15 protein-coding genes, 1 other RNA gene and 1 pseudogene are annotated in these 18,900 nt (G+C 45.2%); 11 read left to right on the forward strand and 6 right to left on the reverse strand.

All coding sequences use genetic code 11. The features are described from left to right. Positions 1-125 precede the first annotated feature (125 nt). Both ACLGGO_RS30670 and ACLGGO_RS30675 read left to right on the forward strand, forming a co-directional pair. Entirely contained in the window at positions 126-536 is a 411-nt protein-coding gene (locus ACLGGO_RS30670; protein ID WP_446422137.1) for a hypothetical protein, read from the forward strand. 310 nt (positions 537-846) lie between these two features. Beyond that, positions 847-1,275, forward strand: coding sequence for an FKBP-type peptidyl-prolyl cis-trans isomerase (locus ACLGGO_RS30675; protein WP_446422138.1), 429 nt, complete (start codon positions 847-849; stop codon positions 1,273-1,275). Between the two features lie 170 nt (positions 1,276-1,445). On the opposite strand, the gene ACLGGO_RS30680 is transcribed toward ACLGGO_RS30675, so the two are convergent. Next, the gene (locus ACLGGO_RS30680; RefSeq protein WP_446422139.1) at positions 1,446-2,261 is read right to left on the reverse strand and encodes a pentapeptide repeat-containing protein; all 816 of its coding nucleotides are present in this window, start codon (positions 2,259-2,261) and stop codon (positions 1,446-1,448) included. 619 nt (positions 2,262-2,880) lie between these two features. On the opposite strand from ACLGGO_RS30680, the gene ACLGGO_RS30685 reads away from it, so the two are divergent. Together ACLGGO_RS30685 and ACLGGO_RS30690 are read left to right on the forward strand one after the other, a co-directional pair. After that, positions 2,881-3,729, forward strand: a complete 849-nt coding sequence (locus tag ACLGGO_RS30685) for a lysophospholipid acyltransferase family protein (protein WP_446422140.1) — start codon at positions 2,881-2,883, stop codon at positions 3,727-3,729. Between the two features lie 96 nt (positions 3,730-3,825). Further along, positions 3,826-4,029: a hypothetical protein gene (locus tag ACLGGO_RS30690; protein WP_446336220.1), complete on the forward strand. Its 204-nt coding sequence runs from the start codon at positions 3,826-3,828 to the stop codon at positions 4,027-4,029. A 363-nt stretch (positions 4,030-4,392) separates the two neighbouring features. On the opposite strand, the gene acsF is transcribed toward ACLGGO_RS30690, so the two are convergent. Both acsF and psbO read right to left on the reverse strand, forming a co-directional pair. Beyond that, positions 4,393-5,469 carry a magnesium-protoporphyrin IX monomethyl ester (oxidative) cyclase gene (acsF, locus tag ACLGGO_RS30695; protein ID WP_446422141.1) on the reverse strand — a complete coding sequence of 359 codons (1,077 nt, stop codon included), beginning with the start codon at positions 5,467-5,469 and terminating at the stop codon, positions 4,393-4,395. 342 nt (positions 5,470-5,811) lie between these two features. Next, positions 5,812-6,648, reverse strand: coding sequence for a photosystem II manganese-stabilizing polypeptide (gene psbO, locus ACLGGO_RS30700; protein ID WP_446336222.1), 837 nt, complete (start codon positions 6,646-6,648; stop codon positions 5,812-5,814). Between the two features lie 424 nt (positions 6,649-7,072). Between psbO and ACLGGO_RS30705 the strand changes: the two genes are divergently transcribed. From ACLGGO_RS30705 to rdgB, 3 genes are all read left to right on the forward strand, one after another. Beyond that, on the forward strand, positions 7,073-7,399 hold the full coding sequence (locus tag ACLGGO_RS30705) for a hypothetical protein (protein ID WP_446354169.1): 327 nt from the start codon (positions 7,073-7,075) through the stop codon (positions 7,397-7,399). Between the two features lie 151 nt (positions 7,400-7,550). Further along, a complete protein-coding gene (locus ACLGGO_RS30710; protein ID WP_446422142.1) occupies positions 7,551-8,975 on the forward strand; it encodes a phosphoglucomutase/phosphomannomutase family protein in 1,425 nt (474 codons plus the stop codon). A gap of 3 nt (positions 8,976-8,978) precedes the next feature. Continuing rightward, on the forward strand, positions 8,979-9,551 hold the full coding sequence (rdgB, locus tag ACLGGO_RS30715; RefSeq protein WP_446422143.1) for an RdgB/HAM1 family non-canonical purine NTP pyrophosphatase: 573 nt from the start codon (positions 8,979-8,981) through the stop codon (positions 9,549-9,551). Between the two features lie 48 nt (positions 9,552-9,599). Here rdgB and ACLGGO_RS30720 read toward each other — a convergent pair whose 3' ends face one another. Together ACLGGO_RS30720 and ACLGGO_RS30725 are read right to left on the reverse strand one after the other, a co-directional pair. Then, positions 9,600-9,938 (reverse strand): P-II family nitrogen regulator, encoded by a 339-nt coding sequence (locus ACLGGO_RS30720; RefSeq protein ID WP_446336226.1) that lies wholly within the window; start codon positions 9,936-9,938, stop codon positions 9,600-9,602. Positions 9,939-9,996: 58 nt separating this feature from the next. Next, positions 9,997-10,446, reverse strand: a pseudogene (locus ACLGGO_RS30725) (zinc ribbon domain-containing protein); the annotation flags it as partial. A 344-nt stretch (positions 10,447-10,790) separates the two neighbouring features. On the opposite strand from ACLGGO_RS30725, the gene ssrA reads away from it, so the two are divergent. The 4 genes from ssrA (at position 10,791) to ACLGGO_RS30745 (ending at position 17,677) form a co-directional block, all read left to right on the forward strand. After that, positions 10,791-11,181: a transfer-messenger RNA gene (gene ssrA, locus ACLGGO_RS30730) on the forward strand. Between the two features lie 385 nt (positions 11,182-11,566). After that, a complete protein-coding gene (locus ACLGGO_RS30735) occupies positions 11,567-12,601 on the forward strand; it encodes a helix-turn-helix domain-containing protein (RefSeq protein WP_446422144.1) in 1,035 nt (344 codons plus the stop codon). A 476-nt stretch (positions 12,602-13,077) separates the two neighbouring features. Further along, positions 13,078-14,739, forward strand: a complete 1,662-nt coding sequence (locus ACLGGO_RS30740; protein WP_446422145.1) for an adenylate/guanylate cyclase domain-containing protein — start codon at positions 13,078-13,080, stop codon at positions 14,737-14,739. Between the two features lie 496 nt (positions 14,740-15,235). Beyond that, on the forward strand, positions 15,236-17,677 hold the full coding sequence (locus ACLGGO_RS30745; RefSeq protein ID WP_446422146.1) for a WD40 repeat domain-containing protein: 2,442 nt from the start codon (positions 15,236-15,238) through the stop codon (positions 17,675-17,677). Between the two features lie 247 nt (positions 17,678-17,924). On the opposite strand, the gene ACLGGO_RS30750 is transcribed toward ACLGGO_RS30745, so the two are convergent. After that, positions 17,925-18,599, reverse strand: coding sequence for a hypothetical protein (locus ACLGGO_RS30750; RefSeq protein WP_446422147.1), 675 nt, complete (start codon positions 18,597-18,599; stop codon positions 17,925-17,927). Positions 18,600-18,900 lie beyond the last annotated feature (301 nt).

The raw sequence follows: 18,900 nt of genomic DNA on the forward strand, positions 1-18,900 counted from the left end.
TCCCGCTATCTGTACGATTTGCTCAGTTTCATCCCCCGCTTGAAAGACGGGGGCTTTCACTATCGCTTGTCTGTAAACTGTTAGATAAGCTTTTTGTCACTGACTAGGTATATCCCATAGCAATCATGACTAAATCCAAACTGCTTTTGACAAGTCTCCTTTCTACCGTAACCGTTACAGGTAGCCTCTTACTGACCACTGTCAGCCCAACTCAAGCCCTCCCTTGTTCCTTTGGTAAAAAGGGTATGTCTCCAACTGCTTCTGGAGAACCTTCTAGTCTGGTTGGTAATAAAATCGACCTCTACAAAAAACTCGGTATCGCTGGTGTTGGTATCGCCGCCGTAGCCGGAGGTTTTGTCGCTGTTAAAAAACTCAAAGCACGTCAGAGTCAACCCACGGAGACAACTGTCACGGATACGCCTTTATCTGAATCCTTCGAGATTTATAACTTTGCTATACCTGTTCCTCCAGAAGCAGTGGCGGCTTCAACTCCTGAAGCCGAGGCTTCTGAGCGGGATGTCACCTCAGTAAGCTAGTTCATTTGGCTTATTTTGGGTAAGGTGGGTAAGAGCGATGTGCTTATGAACAGAGTTACTCAGCCTTACTCACCCGACTATTCCCTTAGATTTATTGCTCTTAGTGAAAAAATTCTTCAAGTAATGTGCTTCTGTTATCACAAGAAAAGGATTTTTTTACAGAAAATGCTTAATCCCCAATTTTCGCACAACCCAATCTAGTTGGGACTCAAACACCTAGAGGTGACTTGTCGATAGCACTTGGGAAATAATGCAAAATTGGCGGGAGTTGATACCCTAGAGGTGTTGACCAAATCCAAGGAAAATAAATATGGCACAAGCTAACGTCGGTGATACCGTCAAAATTCACTACACAGGTAAATTAAAGGACGGTACAGTCTTTGATTCTTCCCTGAATCGCGAACCGATAGAATTCACCATTGATGCTGGACAGGTCATTCCAGGTTTCGAGCAAGCTGTTTTGGGTATGACTCCTGGGGATTCCAAAACCGAAATGATTCCTATGGATAAAGCTTATGGTCCCCATCGCTCAGAAATGGTACTGGAGGTTACCCGAGACAAAATGCCCCCAGACTTGAATCCCGAAATCGGCCAGCAATTACAAATTCAACAACCCAACGGGCGAGTTATTCCAGTGGTGATTACCGATGTCACCGACTCGAATGTGAGATTAGATGCCAACCATCCTCTGGCAGGACAAGACTTAACCTTTGATATTCAGTTAGTTGAAATTTCTTAACCCAAGATTGTCGGCTCTCCCGTACCTAGGGTGATAAGCAAACCTGATTATTCCTGAAAACTTGGGGGGGTAGTGCTTTCAAAACAATGTTTTTAGGGAAACTATCACAAATAGAGGGTTTTCCAGCACAAGTACGGGAGAGCCAAAAGACAAGGCACAATCAACATCCGCTAAGAACCCGGCGTTTCCCTCACACTGAAACTCGTCATTTCCAAGATTGCCCCGCGTCGCTGCAAATCAAGCATACTGGCTTCAGAAAGTCCCTCATTCTCTCCAAATCGAGCGTTCTCTACCTCGGTAATCTGCAGATCAACTCCCGTAAGATTGGTATTGCTCAGATTGGTATAGCTTAAGTTAGCCCGATTCAAATTAGCCTGATTTAAGTTAGCACCACTCAGGTTTACACCGAACAGATCAGCACCACTGAGATTAACCCGACTGAGATTGCTTCCCCTCAAATCAGCACCGCTGAGATTCGCACCACTTAAGTTGGTATCGCTTAAGTCAGCCCCAATTAAAAAAGCACCACTTAGGTCAGCGCCCACCATAATAGCTTGCTTTAGGTTTGCGCCAAATAAGTTCGCACCACTTAAGTTGCCTCGACTGAGATTAACTTGAGTGAGATTAACCCGGCTGAGATTAACATCCGCTAAGTCAGCATCCATGAGGTTCGCCTCAATCAAAGTCGCGCCCCTGAGATCAGCATGCATCAGGAAAGTGCGGCTCAGGTTAGCTGCACTTAAATTGACACCGCTTAAGTTAGCCTGTTTAAGGTTAGCGCCACTAAGGTTGACTCGGCTGAGATCCGTATTGCTTAAATCGGCGTCAATCAGTTGAGTACCCCTGAGATCAGCACCACTCAAATCAGCACCACTCAAATCAGCACCGTTGAGATCAGCACCAATGAGATTGATCTTCCTCAGATTAGCACCCCGAAAATTCCTTTCCCTGGCTAGATAACGCCGCAGGAGTTCGTTCGTATCCATAATGTTTGGGGAAAACTGGAGTTGTATTATCAATGTCCCAAGGATTTCCCCAAGCATTGTGATGGGTGTTACCCCTCATCCCTACCAGAGCGAAATATGCTATGGATGACTCAATGAAGCAAAAGTTCATCAAATCTTTACACGCTTTTCATCATAGCTAAACATAAAATGCCATCCGGGGGTGCAAACTAGTTAAGTAAGGGAGCTTAAACGTATTCCAACGTGGTCGTTATTCTCCTGTTTAGTGTTTAGGTTGTTTGGGAATCCCCTAGCGGTGTCTTTAAGGCTTACCTAGGGGTTTTTTTATTTATCGGTCGAAGATTTAACTCGATAATCAAGCGATCGCACTCCTTGATTTTGAACTATTCAACGGTAGGTGTGATGATCAGCCATATTTGCCAGCAATATACCTCAAATTGAACAACTGTAACCTAAGTTGTTCAATTTGAGGTACATTCGACTTGGCGAACCGCAAGCAGAGCCTTATGCGTTGGGTTCCGTTAATATTTATGAAGGATGCAAGTCATCCTGTTTCAAGGAAGAAAGTCACTCAGGTTGTCTATCTTATACTCCCCTGCTTTCGGTCAGAATCCGCTCAACCTAACATTTTGTTTCGTTCATGAATGGTAGCTCAATCCCAAATGACCAACCCGGGTGGTCACTCGATGAACGTGATCCCCAAACAATCCAATCTTTCATGCCCTTATGGGGGTGGTTTTACCACTACTACTTTCGGGTGAAAACCGATGGCTGGCATCATATTCCTGATCAGGGCAATGCCTTATTTGTGGGTTCTCACAATGGCGGACTCGTCGCGCCGGATATGATCATGGTCATGTATGATTGGTTTCGGCGTTTTGGTACCGAACGTCCGGTTTATGGTTTGATGCACCCCAATGGCTGGAAAATTGACCCAAACACGGCACGACTAGCGGCTAAGACGGGGGCAATCAGGACTCATCCCAAAATGGCGATCGCAGCTTTGCGTCGAGGCGCTAGTGTCCTTGTCTATCCTGGGGGCGCTCAGGATGTCTTTCGTCCCCACAGCATGCGTAATAAAATTCATTTGGCGGGGCGTCAGGGGTTCATTAAGCTGGCATTGCGGGAAGGTGTACCAATCATACCCGTTATTTCTTATGGCGCTCATGATACGCTGATTGTCCTAGCAGATTTTTACGAACAGGTTCGACAACTACACGATTGGGGGATTTTCCCGTGGCTATTTGGTCTTGATCCGGAAGTTTTTCCAGTTTATTTAGGTTTACCATGGGGATTGGCGATTGGACCTCTACCCAATATTCCCTTGCCTGTCCCGATTTACACTCGTATTTGTGCGCCGATTGTCTTTGAACGGTATGGTCGTGATACAGCCAGCGATCGCGAGTATGTCAATGCTTGCTATGAAAAAGTCTGCACTCAGATGCAATGGGAACTTGACTGTTTAGTTAAGGTGGCTAGTAGAATTTGATCCGGCTGATGAGAATGGCAGCAATTTTGTGAAAAAGGGGATATGGTGAGAAATAAGTGGCAAGATGCAACATTGTGTTGAGTTGAGGATAGTACCTTGAGCAATTCTACCGATCAGTCTCCAGGCGTCTCTCGTCAGGATTTGGATTACTGGTTAGAGCGTCAGATAGAATACCAACGGACTCTTAATGTCATTGAATCAAGAGGAGAAAACAGTGAAAGTGCGTGGAAACTGAGAGGTAAGCTCGAAGCTGTAGGAGAAACGATTGCTTACCTACAACGGAAGCTCAATAACTTTTAGAGCATTAGTTTATTAATAGCAGTTGGTGGTCAAAACAGCCGGGGATTTCTCCTTTGCAAAAAACCCAGTGATAGTATCACTGGGTTCATAAGGGCTGCTGTAATAACTGAAGAAGATATCGTTAGTGAGTATTTTATTGGCTCAAAGTTAAGTCTTGTTTATTCGCAGATTAAAATTCACTATAGAAAATAAAAAAACTTGAGTTGTATTCTGAAAACTAAAATTTCTCCGATTCGGTTAAGCGTCAACTACCCCGCCCATAGCCGAGCTATGGACGAGGGTTTATTTATCCTGATGTTGACCAGCCTAAGTTCTAATAGAACGCTCAGGAGTTCAGTCGTGGGAAACCTCTCGCCTAATGAGCTAACGAACAACGCCCTGTTGAGAAGCAACTTCCATGGGCTTCATCAGGTAGAGTCTCACGAACTGCCAGCCATTAGAGACATAGTAGGGCAGCTTCTTGAAAAATTGCAGGAACTTCGGACTGTTGGAGTTAACAATTTCCGTCAACTTTTCGTTATTGGTAATACAGACTTCCAAACGTTCGTAGAACTTGGGATCTTCCACATCTAAAATCACTGGGAATACCCGTGCAGCGGTTTCGTTGGTCTTCTTAATCACATGCTTATCATACTCGCGGGCATCTAAACCAATCGACTGATAGAAATCAGACCGTTGGATGTCATTTAGATACATGGTCGCAAATACCGACAGCAGGAAGAAGCGAGACCACAGCTTTGCCTGCCAATCATTTAACATTTGCGGTTGAGCTTTCATGAGCGCATCAAAAAAATCCCCATGGCGATTTTCATCTTGACACCAGTTTTCAAAGAACCGGAAGATGGGGTAAATGCGATCTTCAGGATGGGCTTCGAGATGGCGATAAATGGTGATGTAGCGCCAATAGCCAATCTTCTCTGACAAATAAGTGGCGTAGAAAATAAACTTCGGCTGGAAGAAGGTGTACTTCTTATTTTTGGTCAAAAATCCCAAATCCAGCGCCAGATTGAAATCTGACATCGCCTTGTTCAGAAAACCAGCGTGACGTGCTTCATCACGAGACATCAAGATGAAACACTCTGCCAGAATTGGGTTTTTGTGTTTGATACGACGACCCAATTCTTTATACAGTAAGAATCCAGAGAATTCTGCTGTACAAGAACGCTCTAGAAATTCAACAAACAAGCGGCGGGTTTCACCGTCGATATGCTCCCAAGACTGCTCAAACTCAGCGTCCCGGACGAAGTGGTGGCGATTATAGTCTGCACGGAACTCTTCAAGAATCGCCAACAGCTCATCTTCATTCGGCGAGATATCCATCTGCGCCATGGCTTCAAAGTCTGTGGTGTAGAACCGAGGCGTCAGGATGGTCTCCTTCGCTGGGGATTTAACGCCCGGTCTGATTTCTTCAAAGCTAGGTTTTTTAAGGGTATCTACCATTTTTGTTTTACTCGTTATCTTTTACTTACGATTTTGGACTTGAGAATGTGGCAACTGGGGGGGTGACTCAACCCACGCTGATATTAGAGGTGCATATTGAGTCTACCAAGGTCTTGTGTGAGTGCAAAATCCAGTTAAGGTTAAGAGTTGTAAATTTGCTTAAACTTTCTTCATGTTTTTAAGGGAACAGGGAACAGGAAATCTGCACCTGAAACCCCCGGAACCCTTGTGCACCTTTGATTCCTGATGTCCCATCTCCTCTGCCTTCGTAAAAAGGGACACGACTATAGCCATGCCCCTAATTACTAGATAAAAGACCGTTTAGTACCGAAGCACTAACCGTTAAGCCTCTTCAGCTTCAACGCGACCGTAAAAAATCCCTCGAATCAGGACTTCTTCTGGTTCTTCTTCAGCACCCAGGTCAGTATCAGCAGTCTGTGCGCTCTCAAAGGTACCAGCAATTTCACCGGTGAAGCTATCAACCTTAGAAACTTGGAGAGACATCTCACCTGATCGGGTCTCTACGCGCTTAACGTTAGCCCGAACGAATTCCTCTTCATCTGCTTTGGAAGGCAGCGCTACCGCATTATCATAGCCAGAGGCGACGCCACGACCTTTAGGATCGAGGAACACAGAACCCCGGTAAGACGGAACCTTAAACTCCCCTTCAAAGTCCGTAGACGTATTCACGCTAGTCATGTTGGGCCCAGTTGTGGCAACCAAACTTTTAATCGTGAACATGAAAGGAACTTGTTCGCCCCCAGGTAACTGTACTGTGATGGCTTGAAAGTCAATGCCATCCTCTTCCATAAAGACAAGGCTGCCATTTTCTGCTTGCTTTAATGCACCTTCTACTTGATCGAGGCTAGAGGTAGCCCTAGTCAGTAACTTACCAGGGATATATTCTGCCTCTCTGCGCTTATTCGTCGGTTCTTCCTTGACAAAGAAGCTAGTTGGCTGTAAGCACAGCTCGACAATTCGATAGGACTTATCAGACTCAATGGCAATAGAACCACGAGTTGTTTCCGAAAGTTGGGGACATAGATTCGCTAAGCCTGTATTTCTAATCTGGTCGTAGGTCAATTGATCAGGACTAGTCGCTGTTGCTGCATCTGAACAAGCCGTTAAAACCCCCAGACACAATGCCAAAAAGGCAACAATAAATGCACGATACCTCATGGTCAACCTCAATCGTCAATCTCTAAAGAAAGAAAAAATTTTTTATGGTGATTCTTGAATCAGGCTGTGGTTCATGACATCCTCCCTCACGCTGATCAAAGATTATAGTGAGAGTCTTCTCGCCGATTCAGATAAAACCGCAACTATGCTCAACTTATGGTCAACATCAGGCTTGTTTTTGCCAGACTGAATTATACCCCTAGGGTTGCTTTGGGGAGTTGACACCGTGGTATAGTTTTGGTCACACGCTGGTTATCGGCGATCGCGAAAGTAGATTGAACGATGGCTCACTTAAGCCGTGTTTCCTACATGATGCCGAAAGCGTGAACCTTAGCTTTTCTCGCTTCATTGTACACGGGAAGCGACACTTTTACGCTTTCAATCAAGCGGGTGACAAGAAACAACTAAGATTGACAGGGGTAGGATGAATTTGAGTAATGAGTTAGATACCCAGACGCTACAGGTCAAATTGCCAGCTCTAAAGACGGAGATTTGGGCGTTAGCCAATAGCCACCAAGGGGACACATTAACGCTGCTAGCTCTGCTGCGGACGCTGGAAGAGGCGCACCGGGAGATTCGAGATAGCCTATTTCAGGACTCGTTACCCGACAATCGGCAAACTCTGTATGCGCTGCTCAAAGATATTGAAGAATTAGGTGGCTGGCCCTATGTGGCGCGGATGAAGCTGCGATCGCTGCTGACGAATTTTCCGGAAGCGTTTTCTGAGGATGAATCCAAAGAAAATGCTTAAGCTGCGGGGGTGCGGGGGTCGTAGAGACTTCTGGTGGAACTATGCTAAATGATGTTGTTCCAACAAGACAGTTGGCGCAACAGATGCTAAGATCCAGCCGTCAGTCTTAGCAGTTTATCTTATTAAATCTTCTTATTCTTGAGCAGTGAGTATGGATGAAATTAAGTTTGGCACAGACGGCTGGCGAGGTGTGATCGCCGCCGATTTTACATTTGAGCGTGTAGCGTTAGTCGCGACAGCCGCTACTCAAATCCTCGCTGATATTTATGGCAAAACCAGCGGTAGCCGTACAGTGGTTGTCGGTTATGATCGGCGCTTTATGGCGGAAACTTTTGCTAAAAAGACGGCGGAGGTTGTCCAATCCTTAGGATTTGATGTGTTGCTTTCTCGGGGTTACGCGCCAACCCCAGCATTTAGCTGGGCAGCAAATCATCAGAATGCTCTAGGTGCTTTAGTTCTAACGGCTAGCCATAACCCAGCCAGTTACCTGGGATTAAAAGTGAAGGGGGCATTTGGTGGATCAGTTCCGCCAGAAATTACCCAAAAAATTGAAGCCCAACTTGCTCAAAAACCAGCCTCAGCGCAAACACCAGGTAAAATCGAATTCTTCGATCCCTGGTCAAGTTATTGTGATGCTCTGCGCTCAAAGGTGAATTTGGCTAGTATTCAGAACCTGATTACTCAAGGCAAATTAACTGTCTTTGCCGATGTCATGCACGGCGCAGCAGCAGGAGGCTTGAGCAAAATTTTAAATGTACCGATCCAGGAACTCAATAGCTCCCGTGATCCCTTATTTGGTGGCGGTGCACCTGAACCTTTACCCCGTTACCTTTCTCAACTCTTCCGCCGCATCCGTACCCACCGACGGCAAGCAGAGGCAGATTTACGGGTAGGATTAGTCTTTGACGGAGATAGCGATCGCATCGCGGCGGTGGATGGACAAGGTAATTTCCTGAGTTCTCAAATTCTCATCCCGATTCTGATTGAACATCTAGCATCTCGGCGGCAATGGACGGGGGAAGTGGTAAAAACGATTAGTGGTTCGGATCTAATTCCCAAAGTTGCCCAGCTTTATCAATTGCCCCTCTACGAAACCCCCATTGGTTACAAATATATCGCCGATCGCATGCTCTCTACCCAAGTCTTGCTAGGTGGTGAAGAATCGGGTGGAATTGGTTATGGGACTCATATCCCTGAACGGGATGCTTTACTCTCCGCCCTGTATCTATTGGAAGCGATGGCTCAATCGAATATGGATTTAAGCCAACTTTACCAACGTTTACAAGAGCAAACAGGCTATACCTCAGTTTATGACCGCATTGATCTACATCTAGCAGGTATGGAAGAGCGATCGCGCCTACTTAACCAACTGCAAACCCAACCTCCTACTGAGATTAATGGTCAAGCAGTCGTTGATTGTCAGACAATCGACGGGTATAAATTCCGCTTAGCTAATGGTAGCTGGTTACTGATTCGGTTCAGTGGCACCGAACCTGTTTTACGCCTTTACTGTGAAGCCTCGACTCCAGAACAAGTTCGCCAAACCCTCAGTTGGGCAAAAGATTGGGCAAAATGACAAATGACCAAACTAATTGTTGCCACCGGAAATCCAGGTAAATTACGGGAGATGCAGGCATATCTTGATGATTTGCCATGGGAATTGCAGCTTAAGCCACCGGAAATCGAGATTGAGGAAACTGGCGATTCGTTTGTGGCTAATGCTCGTCTCAAGGCGTTAGGGGTAGCCCAAGCGACAGGTCAATGGTCGATCGCAGATGATTCTGGCTTGGAAGTGGATGCTTTAAACGGAGCGCCTGGTATTTATTCAGCACGTTATGGGAAAACGGATGCTGAACGGATTGAGCGGTTGCTGTCTGAACTGGGAGATGCGTCTCATCGGGGGGCGCAATTTGTTTGTGCGATCGCGATTGCTCGTCCTAATAGCACAATCGCCTTGGAAGTGGAGGGCGTGTGTCGAGGTGAAATTCTCAAGGCTCCCCTGGGTACAGGTGGCTTTGGCTATGATCCGATTTTTTATGTGCCAGAACAGGGATTGACGTTTGCCCAAATGACTCCAGAACTGAAGCGACGCTACAGTCATCGTGGTAAAGCCCTTAAATTACTCCTCCCCCAGTTCAACCAACTTTTATGAATTATGAATTAGAAAACTTAATTTTTAATCCATAATTCATAAGTTAGGTTAAACAGCTTCCAGATTCCGTTCACCCGTCCTGATCCGGACAATTTCCTCGACGGGGCTGATGAAGATTTTCCCGTCGCCAATTTCACCCGTGCGAGCAGCAGCAATAACTTTGTCTACTACCATATCGACTTGGGCATCTTCGACGACAATCTCCACCTTGAGCTTTTGTAGGAACTCAACAGTGTATTCAGAACCTCGATAACGCTCGGTTTGACCTTTTTGGCGTCCAAATCCCCGAACTTCTGAAACCGTCATCCCGACGATTCCAGCGTTGACCAAGGCGATTTTAACTTCATCGAGCTTAAATGGTCGAATAATCGCTTCTACCTTTTTCAAGATTCTAGCTCCTCACTTACGTTTCTTTATATTTATCAGACCAGCATGACACGATGAACTACGGCGACTTACTTCGTTGAAGTCGCTGTTTCTGACGTTTCTTAGCCCCTAGTTGCTTCATACTTCCGTATGCAGTAGAGCTAGGCGACTCGGCGTCTAAAGAGGACAGTTCCTGCCCCCTTGCCCAAATCTCGTTGACTTGAGCAGCATTTACGTCTCTATCCTCAACATGATTACAGTCGGGATTAGAGCAAACATGAACTCTATCTGCTAAGGTCTTGGGAGTCAATTCCCAGCACTTAGCACATCGCTGAGTAGGTTTGAGTTTCTGTGTTGGTGACTCGACATAGAAGCCATTAGCTTCAGCCGCTTTATAGGTTAACAAGTCTCCAATCATACCAAAACCAACGTCAAGGATAGACCGATTTAATCCAGCTTTCTGTAGTTTTCGTTTACCCTTCTTGGCTTTGCCTGTCATTTTTTTGACATTTAGCTGTTCACCAGCGATTTGGATAAAGTCTGAAAGTCACTCGGCGTGTTAGCATCTTCTATCCGGCTCCGGCTTACTTCATTGAGGTTCCGGAGATAATCGCGATTTAGTATTACACTCCCATCAATGAAATTTTTGTAACATTGGATACAGTTGTTTGGAGTGTCGTATGCATTACCCGTCGCCAATCGCCAATTCCCAGACGGTCAACACTCAATCAGGGCAGGTTGAGTTGTAGTGAAACCCGCCCCGACAAACTATGCCTTCAGTCGTCAAGGGTCAAAACTCTCGCACTTCCCCAATTCTCAGGCTACAGTGGTCAGTAGCCAAAATTTTGATTAAAATGAGAAATATATCAGCAAGGGGCCTTAATGGTTTCGACGTGTTGGTCAAAGCCAACCCGTGATACAGGTCGAGAGTGAGTCTTCTCTCGTAAATACCGGACTCAAAAAAAAGTAAATGCGAACAACATCGTTCCTTTTGCTCGTAAGGCAGCTCCTGTAGCCGCTTAAACACCTCTTATAGGTTCGAGCGTTCTTAGTCTGACTCCGTTAAGGGCTAAGAACACAACCCCAACGGATGCGCTGGTTAGCTGTCTTTGGTCGGCTGGCTAGCAAAGAACTCAACCAAAGCATCCCACCATCTGGGATAATGGATGGTTCCCGCTCTGAGGATTAGAAGGGCTAAGCCTGTGAATGATCGATAGGTAAATAGCCAATGCGGACACGGGTTCAATTCCCGTAGGCTCCACTCCCCATCCCAATTCAATTTTCAGATGCAATAAAACCCCTTCATTCAGCGTGAAGGGGTTTTTATATTTGCCAGGGGTCGATTATTTTTTCATCATTTACAATTAATTATTTACAATTCATCATTCAGATTATCCGGATGAATGCCTTGATGACAGAAAAAGGTAATCAAACGACTTCCAGCCTTTGTCAATTCACTCGCCAATTGTTGCGGTCAGATGAATGAACTCCAAACTCAGGCTTTGGTGTTCATTCAATAATGATGTTGGAGGTAAGGATGCTAGGATTTGACCGCCCACGAGAAGGGAATTAATCCTATCTAACCAAATCCCTTACTCTGGAGTACCTCATCCTTAAAATATGTAAACAACCACGAGCAAGAGCAAGTTATGGTAATGCGACCTACGTATGGTAATGGTTTTATCGATAGCTCAACCATTGAACTTTCTCAAGAAGGATTGCGGTCTATTCTGAATCAGATTGAGGCAGAATTGATCGATAGTGAAGTTTACCGCCGCACAATGGCTGGGTTACAGACGATGTTAGGAGAAGCATCAAGTAACGCCCATATTTTAGTCAAGGCGGTTGGGCGAGAAGCCGTAAGGTTGACGTTTCAAGAATTTGCGAGACAGTATAAGGTTGTTCCTGTGGCTCCTGTGGCTCCTGAAGAAGTGAATCAACCGACGACAGAAGAACAGGAGTTGGAGATTCCCCAAACCGAAGAGACGGAATGTCCCATGGGTTCTGGAGAAACAATGTCCCATCCTGTTGAGACAAATCTATCGCCCAGTTTAGTGAATAGAGAGATTGGAGAAGCTAAATCGCGCAAGAAACTCACCAAAGCAGAATTAGCGGAGCAAAAGCTTACCCTAGAGCGGGAAGAGGTGTTGCTACAAATCGGTCACCAACTGCGACGAGCGCGTAAATCCCGCTCTTTGAGCCTTCAGCAACTACATCGCCAAACCTTAGTACCCATTCATCAAATTGAAGCATTAGAAACGGGACATCTAGCTCAGCTACCAGAGGATATTTATATTCGTGGTTTCATTCGTCGGCTTGGTTATGCTCTAGGGTTAGATGGTGTAGCATTAGCCTTGTCTTTGCCAGAAACTGATCCGGTCAAGTCTGTGGTTCCTTCCTGGTATAAAGACCCATCAGCTACAGGGTTTCATCTTAAATCTGTTCATTTATATCTAGGTTACGCCACGTTGATTGCAGGAGCGGTGGGAGGACTCAACTGGATGTCGAACCAACAATCTGCACCACAAAACACAACGGAACCTGAACCTGTTCCTTCTGGTCAAAACTCTATTTCTCCGAAAGCTGAAAATAGCAAATCGACCCATACGCCTGGGATTAAATCAAGCAAAATCGGTGTAAAAGCAGGAGCCGATATTGCTCCCCCTGAGGCATTTCCGTTTTAGGAAGACTCCAGAATAGAGAAGATTGTAGAGACGTAAGGCGTGGAACGTCTGAAAGATGGGGAAGCTTTATAGACTCTTTGCTAATTCCTCACCAACTCCTAACACATATCTATCTGACAGAATCCCTGTAGTCAGAATAGTGATATAGAAACATTAAATAAGACTCGGCTACTAAGAGCTTCCCTTGTAATTCAATACCGAATCACAAGCCCTTTGGAAGCGCGATCCTCCGGAAACCCATTCTAATACTACTTAGATAAGCACTAAATGCCAAATTCTGCTGGTTGAGTTGAGGCAACTAAACTCAACGCCGAACGGTTTTTGGGGCGCCAATCTTGTCATCCTAAAGGTTCAAACTGAATCGGAAAATTGCTGAGATTTCCGGAAACAGAGAGAACATGAGTTGATCATGGCAATTTAACTGAACTACATAGTGTTTCCTTAGCAATTTTCAGCAATCTTACCCTTTTAAAAACGTGACTTACTTAATCTGTACTTGTGATATATTGCACGAGCAAATTTATCCATTAAGTTTGGGAGCGAATACAATTGGGCGGGAAGAGGATAACAGTATTGTGGTTGACCATAGCTATCTTTCCCGCTACCATGCTCAGATTTTGCTCTCCCCTGACGGTGTGATACTTCGGGATCTCAATAGTCTCAATGGTACGTTCGTCAATGAGTTTAAAGTGGAGCAATGTAAACTTCAGGATGGAGATTCTATTCGTTTAGGAGATGTATCCTTCAAATTTGTCGAGCAAATCCCTAAGGTAGAAGAAACTGGATCATCAGACACGAATACTGAAATTTCAATTATTAAGCAAGTTTCCCCGGAAAAAACGCGAATTACAATTACTGACTTATTGCAACCCGATAAGTCGGAAAACTCTATTATTAAGCTGAGACAACGGGATGCTCATCAACGAACCGTTGATAAACTGCAAATTTTACTGGAAGTCAGTAAACAACTGTCTTCTCCCGAAGAACCCGATAAATTGCTGCAAAAAATCGTCGATTTGCTGTTTGAGATCATGCATATTGACCGCGCCACAATTTTGATGGTCAATGAAACCAGTAGTATTCTGGAACAAAAAGCTGTAAACTGGCGCTCCGGAATTCCGGCTGAAGATAATTTTTACAGTAGTAAAATCACTAATTTTGTCTGCAATCATGGCAATGCAATTCTCACGGACGATGCTCGTAAAGACACCTTATTTAACGATTCAATATCTATTTTTAAACAAGGGATTCATGCGGCAATGTGTGTTCCACTTAAACCCGCAAATGAGGTTATCGGGGTATTGTATGTGGATAATTTGTCAATGACGGATATCTACTCCGATGAGGATTTGGAGTTTTTAACCTGTCTGGCGAACCAAGCCGCGATCGCGATCGAAAATTCCCGCCTCTATAAGAAGATGCAGGAACAGGAAGTGATGCGGGCAAAGTTAGAACGATTCTTTCCCCAATCGGTGAGTCGCAAGTTACGGGAAGAAGGAAATTTAGCCACGGTAGAGACTGAAGTAACTGCTTTGTTTGCCGATATTAGCAACTATACGCAAATGTCGGCGGAAATGGAACCGCATCAAGTCGTGGAAATGCTGAATGAGTATTTTCAGATCATTGTTGAAGAGATTGTTTTTCCTTACGAAGGAACCTTAGAAAAGTATATTGGTGATGGAATTTTAGCCATTTGGGGCGCACCTTATCGCCAACCCAATGATGTGGATTTAGCGGTACAGGCAGCAATTGAAATGCAATGGGCGGTTTCTCGTTTAAATCAAAAATGGATTCGAGAAAACCGACGAGCCATTCAGATTCACATTGGTTTAAATACTGGTACCGTTGCGGCTGGAAATATCGGTTCTAAAAATCTAATTCAATATGCCACGATTGGTGATACGACAAATATGAGCAGTCGAATTTGTGACGTGGCTCAAGCCGGGGAAATTTTAATGGCTCAAAGTACATTTGAGAAGCTGAGTGATCCGAGTATTCCCCTAGAAAAAATGCCACCTGTTTGGGTGAAGGGTAAGACTTCGCCTTTACATCTCTATCGGGTTTTGTGGGAACAATATGACGCAACGGACGTACTGTGTGAGAATGTTGATCTAGTGACCGCAGGTAGCCGATCTTAAGCTAACGCCTGGAACTCAAGTTCCGCGTCAAAGCTTAAACCCGTTAAAACGGGTTCAATGTTTTACCCAGTTAGCTCTATTTTTGCTTGAGCTTAAAGATCAAAAATTTAGGGGCTAATTCTAAGTGATATTCCCCAACCCCTCTCTATCCCCCCTTTTTAGATCCCCCTTCCGTCCCCCTTAAAAAGGGGGAGACCAAAGGATGCGAGAGCTTTTGTTGCACGGGGGAGGACAGAGGATGCGGGAGCTTTGTGATGCTAGAAGCGTCTGGAAGTGATGGTTCCCGTTGGAGGACAGAGGAATGCGGGAGCTTCTTTTGCAAGGGGAGAGAAGGGGTTAGGGGATGAGAGAGAAGTGATAAACGCTATACTCTCATTAGTTTTAAGCTAAAGTTGAGAAAAATGTTCATTAAGAGTCCCCACAGATGGTGGTTCAACGGTAAAACAAGCGTAAGTCCTGAATATTCAGGTCAATGCTGCCTCTGGATATAACTGTTATGGAGCCGTGGTTAAAATTACTTCTGCAATGGGCTATCCCCGTTTTTAAGACCCTAGTCTATCTGAAAACGACCAATCAATTCAGTGGTATACCCTTAAACGAAAAACCAACATCTGAACCCAAGCCTCTTATCTTACCCTATCAGGGGGTCGATGAACCCACTCATAGGGAAAAACTGATGGCGATGGGGCAACATTTTGCCAACAAACTGCCAGACGTGATTCACGCTTTCGCGCAAACCCTGGACGAAACGGATCACCTACAACAGCAGCACTTCCAGCAACAGAAAGCCCTTCAGCAACAACTCGTCGCCGAACATCGCCAAACCCTACTCAAACTCGCCGCCTATCAACGGGAAACCACCCTTGAGTTACCGGAAGTCCATAAAATCCTCGATCATTGGCCCCTACGCCTCTTTCCCTCCCAACTGCTAGAACCTCATCGCCCCAATCGTCCGATTCCCCTGCGAATATTTATTGCCCCTCCCCAGGTTCAGTTTGAACGTTTTGGCGAGATGAACTCACAAGTACCAGACATTGAACTGGGTTTGGCGCAACAATTGCGAGAATTCTTAAGTCAACATTATCCCCTACACTCTCAAGTGAGACCCACTGAATTTCTAGGGGGGGCGTGGGAGAGTAAGCGGTTTCATAGTGAATCGAGTATTAAGGCGCTTTTTAGTCTGTTGAAATCTGAGCCAACCTTAATTCTAGAGTCGGAAATTGATGGCGATTTTATGATTTTTCGCCTCGCCTATTGGGGTTTAGGACAGGACAGTTATTGCTATTCAACTTTATGTAAGTTATCCTATCGAGATTTTATCTATGAATCAGCAAAAGTCCGGGCGCTGAAATGGAAAACCACACGAGATAAACTATTGGCATTGGGCAAGAGTATTGAGGATATTAATGCCAAAGGGGGTGACAATGCGATTAATTTAGCTTACCTGGAAGAAGCCGAGGAATTGCAACAAGCTGGAATTGATCCGCGTGAATTGATTTTCCCCTATAAAGTGAACCGTGGCGACTGGGACAACTTTTGCCAGTTTTTAAGTACCTGTCACTGTTTAGTTGCTGGCTGGGTGTCGGATATTCATCATTTGGTTCACTCGGATGTATCGCCGCTGTTGCCAGAATTATTACCGCCATTGATTGCGGAAGTTTCTGATCCCGATTTAGTTCAAGTGGTGATGCAAACCACCCTTTCAATTTATCAAGAGGTGTTACAGTCACTCGTCAGGGAACGCCCCTACTGGGAACCGGAACTAAGTTTAAAACTAGCACAGAGTTTAAGCTGTTTACCCGATAAATCCTGGGCAACGACACAGATTAAGTCCTCTGTGAAAGCGTGGTTGCAACAACGGAAACAGCCTCATATAGAAGGCTTGCAAGCATTTGAGGCGATGGGATTGGTATTAACACAACAGGATCAAAACTATTGCCAGATGCTGCAATCCTGTTTAGCCGCCGTGGGAGATGAACAGGGGGCAAATCAAGTTCAGGAATTATTAGAGGCGATCGCATCCTCTCAACAGCCGCAGACCTGTGCTAATTTGATCTTAGCCTCTACGTTCACGGGACTCAGTGGCAAAGTAAGCGCGATCGCAATTCATCCCCATGGACGCACCCTGTTAAGTTGTGGGGGCGACAGTACAATTAAGATTTGGGATATTATCAGCCTGAATTCGACACCCATTCAGCAATTAAATGGGCATTCAGGTGGGGTTTTGACGCTTACCCTTAGCCGCGATGGGCAGATTTTAGCCAGTAGCGATCAGTCTAAAAATCGCAGTTATATTAAAGTCTGGAATCTACATCATGGCAAACTGCTGTGGACGCTTTCTGGACATCGCAAGCAGATTCATTCCCTAGCGATTAGTCCGGATAATCAAACCATTGCTAGTGGTTCCCACAAAATTAAGTTATGGAACTTAAACACCGGTGAACCCTTCCGCACCTTATTTGGGCATAAAGAATGGGTGTATTCCCTGGTGATTAGTCCAGATGGTCAAACTTTAGTCAGTGGAAGTGGGGATAAAACGGTTAAAATTTGGAAATTGGCGACAGGAGAACTATTGCGGACGCTAAGTGGACATAAAGCCAGTGTGAGGGCGGTGGCGATTAGTCCCGATGGGCAAACGATTGTTAGTGGAAGTGAGGATAAGACGATTAAGTTATGGGATTTTGAAACCGGGAAACTTTTGGCTACACTAACAGATCATACAGGAGCCGTGTATGCGATCGCGCTGAGTCCAGATGGTGAATATCTGATCAGTGGGAGTGAGGACAAGACGATTAAGGTTTGGCATCTGCATCGGGGAGAACTCATACAAACCCTTGAGGATCATACCGCTCCAGTATACGCCCTTGCCATTGATTCCAATGGACTCCTCGCCAGTGGGAGTGAGGATCAGACGATTAAATTGTGGCGTCCCTTGTAGAGACGCGCCATGGCGCGTCTGTAGGGGTACGGTACGGCTCATTGGTGTCAACTTAAGCGGAAAACCCCTCACCCCCAACCCCCCTTATAGATCCCCCTTCCGTCCCCCTTATAGATCCCCCTTCCGTCCCCCTTTTTAAGGGGGAGACCAGAGGATGCTTCGCTTTTTTTGCACGGGGGAACCAGAAATTAATCACAGTCCCCCTTATAGATCCCCCTTCCGTCCCCCATACCTGGCGTTTGTGTTATCAAGACGAACACAGAAGGTTGATCAAGGTTTGAGGTATCTCTTCAAAATGCTCTAACAAAAAATCCATAATTGCCAGATGGCGCAAGTCAACCGGTTGAGGACGATGATAGCCTTTCCCTCGGTTAAACCAATTCTGAACCGTCCCCTGGGAACGAGAACAGATGTGAGAAATTTGCTCATAAGTGACATCCCATTTGGCATAAAACTGCTTGGGTGTCATCCCTAATTCACAGTAACAATAGAGGTTAATGATGTATTGTTCTCGCTGAGTAATTGGGCGGGGATAGTTTCGCCCTTGGGGATTATAGCGTCCAGTTGGGCTATGCAAAGATAGAGGCGCGATCCGACAGCGAGAAGGGGTGGGATAAAAGTAGAGATTTTGATCATCTTCACTCATCGGTTCAATCTCCTCTATTTCCTCTCCATGGCGCAGGGTATTTAAAGCGCCAGCAATGAGTTTACCGTTGAGGCTTTCGGTCAACTGCTGAATAAATAGCTTCGCGATCGCATGGACTTCAGCATCCGTTAGATGCATTTGCGACGCATCGAAGTCAATGTCGCTGTAGTGCTTGACAAAAGAGAGGAGTTGGGTAATTCCCAATTCTGCTAACGCTTGCTGGTCAGTGGTTTCAGCGATATTGCAAGTGTCAAGTTGAGAGGGTAGAGGTGTCATCGTGTTCTTTTTTTTCTGTAACATTCAATGTATTTATTGCTTGTAATAATGTTATAACAACATAATTAAAATAACAACCCCTTTGTCTCAAAAAAAGAGACGAGAGGGAAATCATTAGAGCGAAAAAACGTAGGGTGGGTTAGGCGGCTTTTAAACCGAAGCGATAATCATTTAATCAACGCTCTGCTGTAACCCACCGATGTTAACTGGGCAAGATATTATTCAATCAATAGTTCAGACAATAATTCTGAATTTTGTTAGGTTGAGCGAAGTCGAAACCCAACCGACACACATCAAAAAA

This window comes from Coleofasciculus sp., assembly GCF_046565525.1.
In the GTDB taxonomy this organism is placed as follows: Bacteria; Cyanobacteriota; Cyanobacteriia; order Cyanobacteriales; family Coleofasciculaceae; genus Coleofasciculus.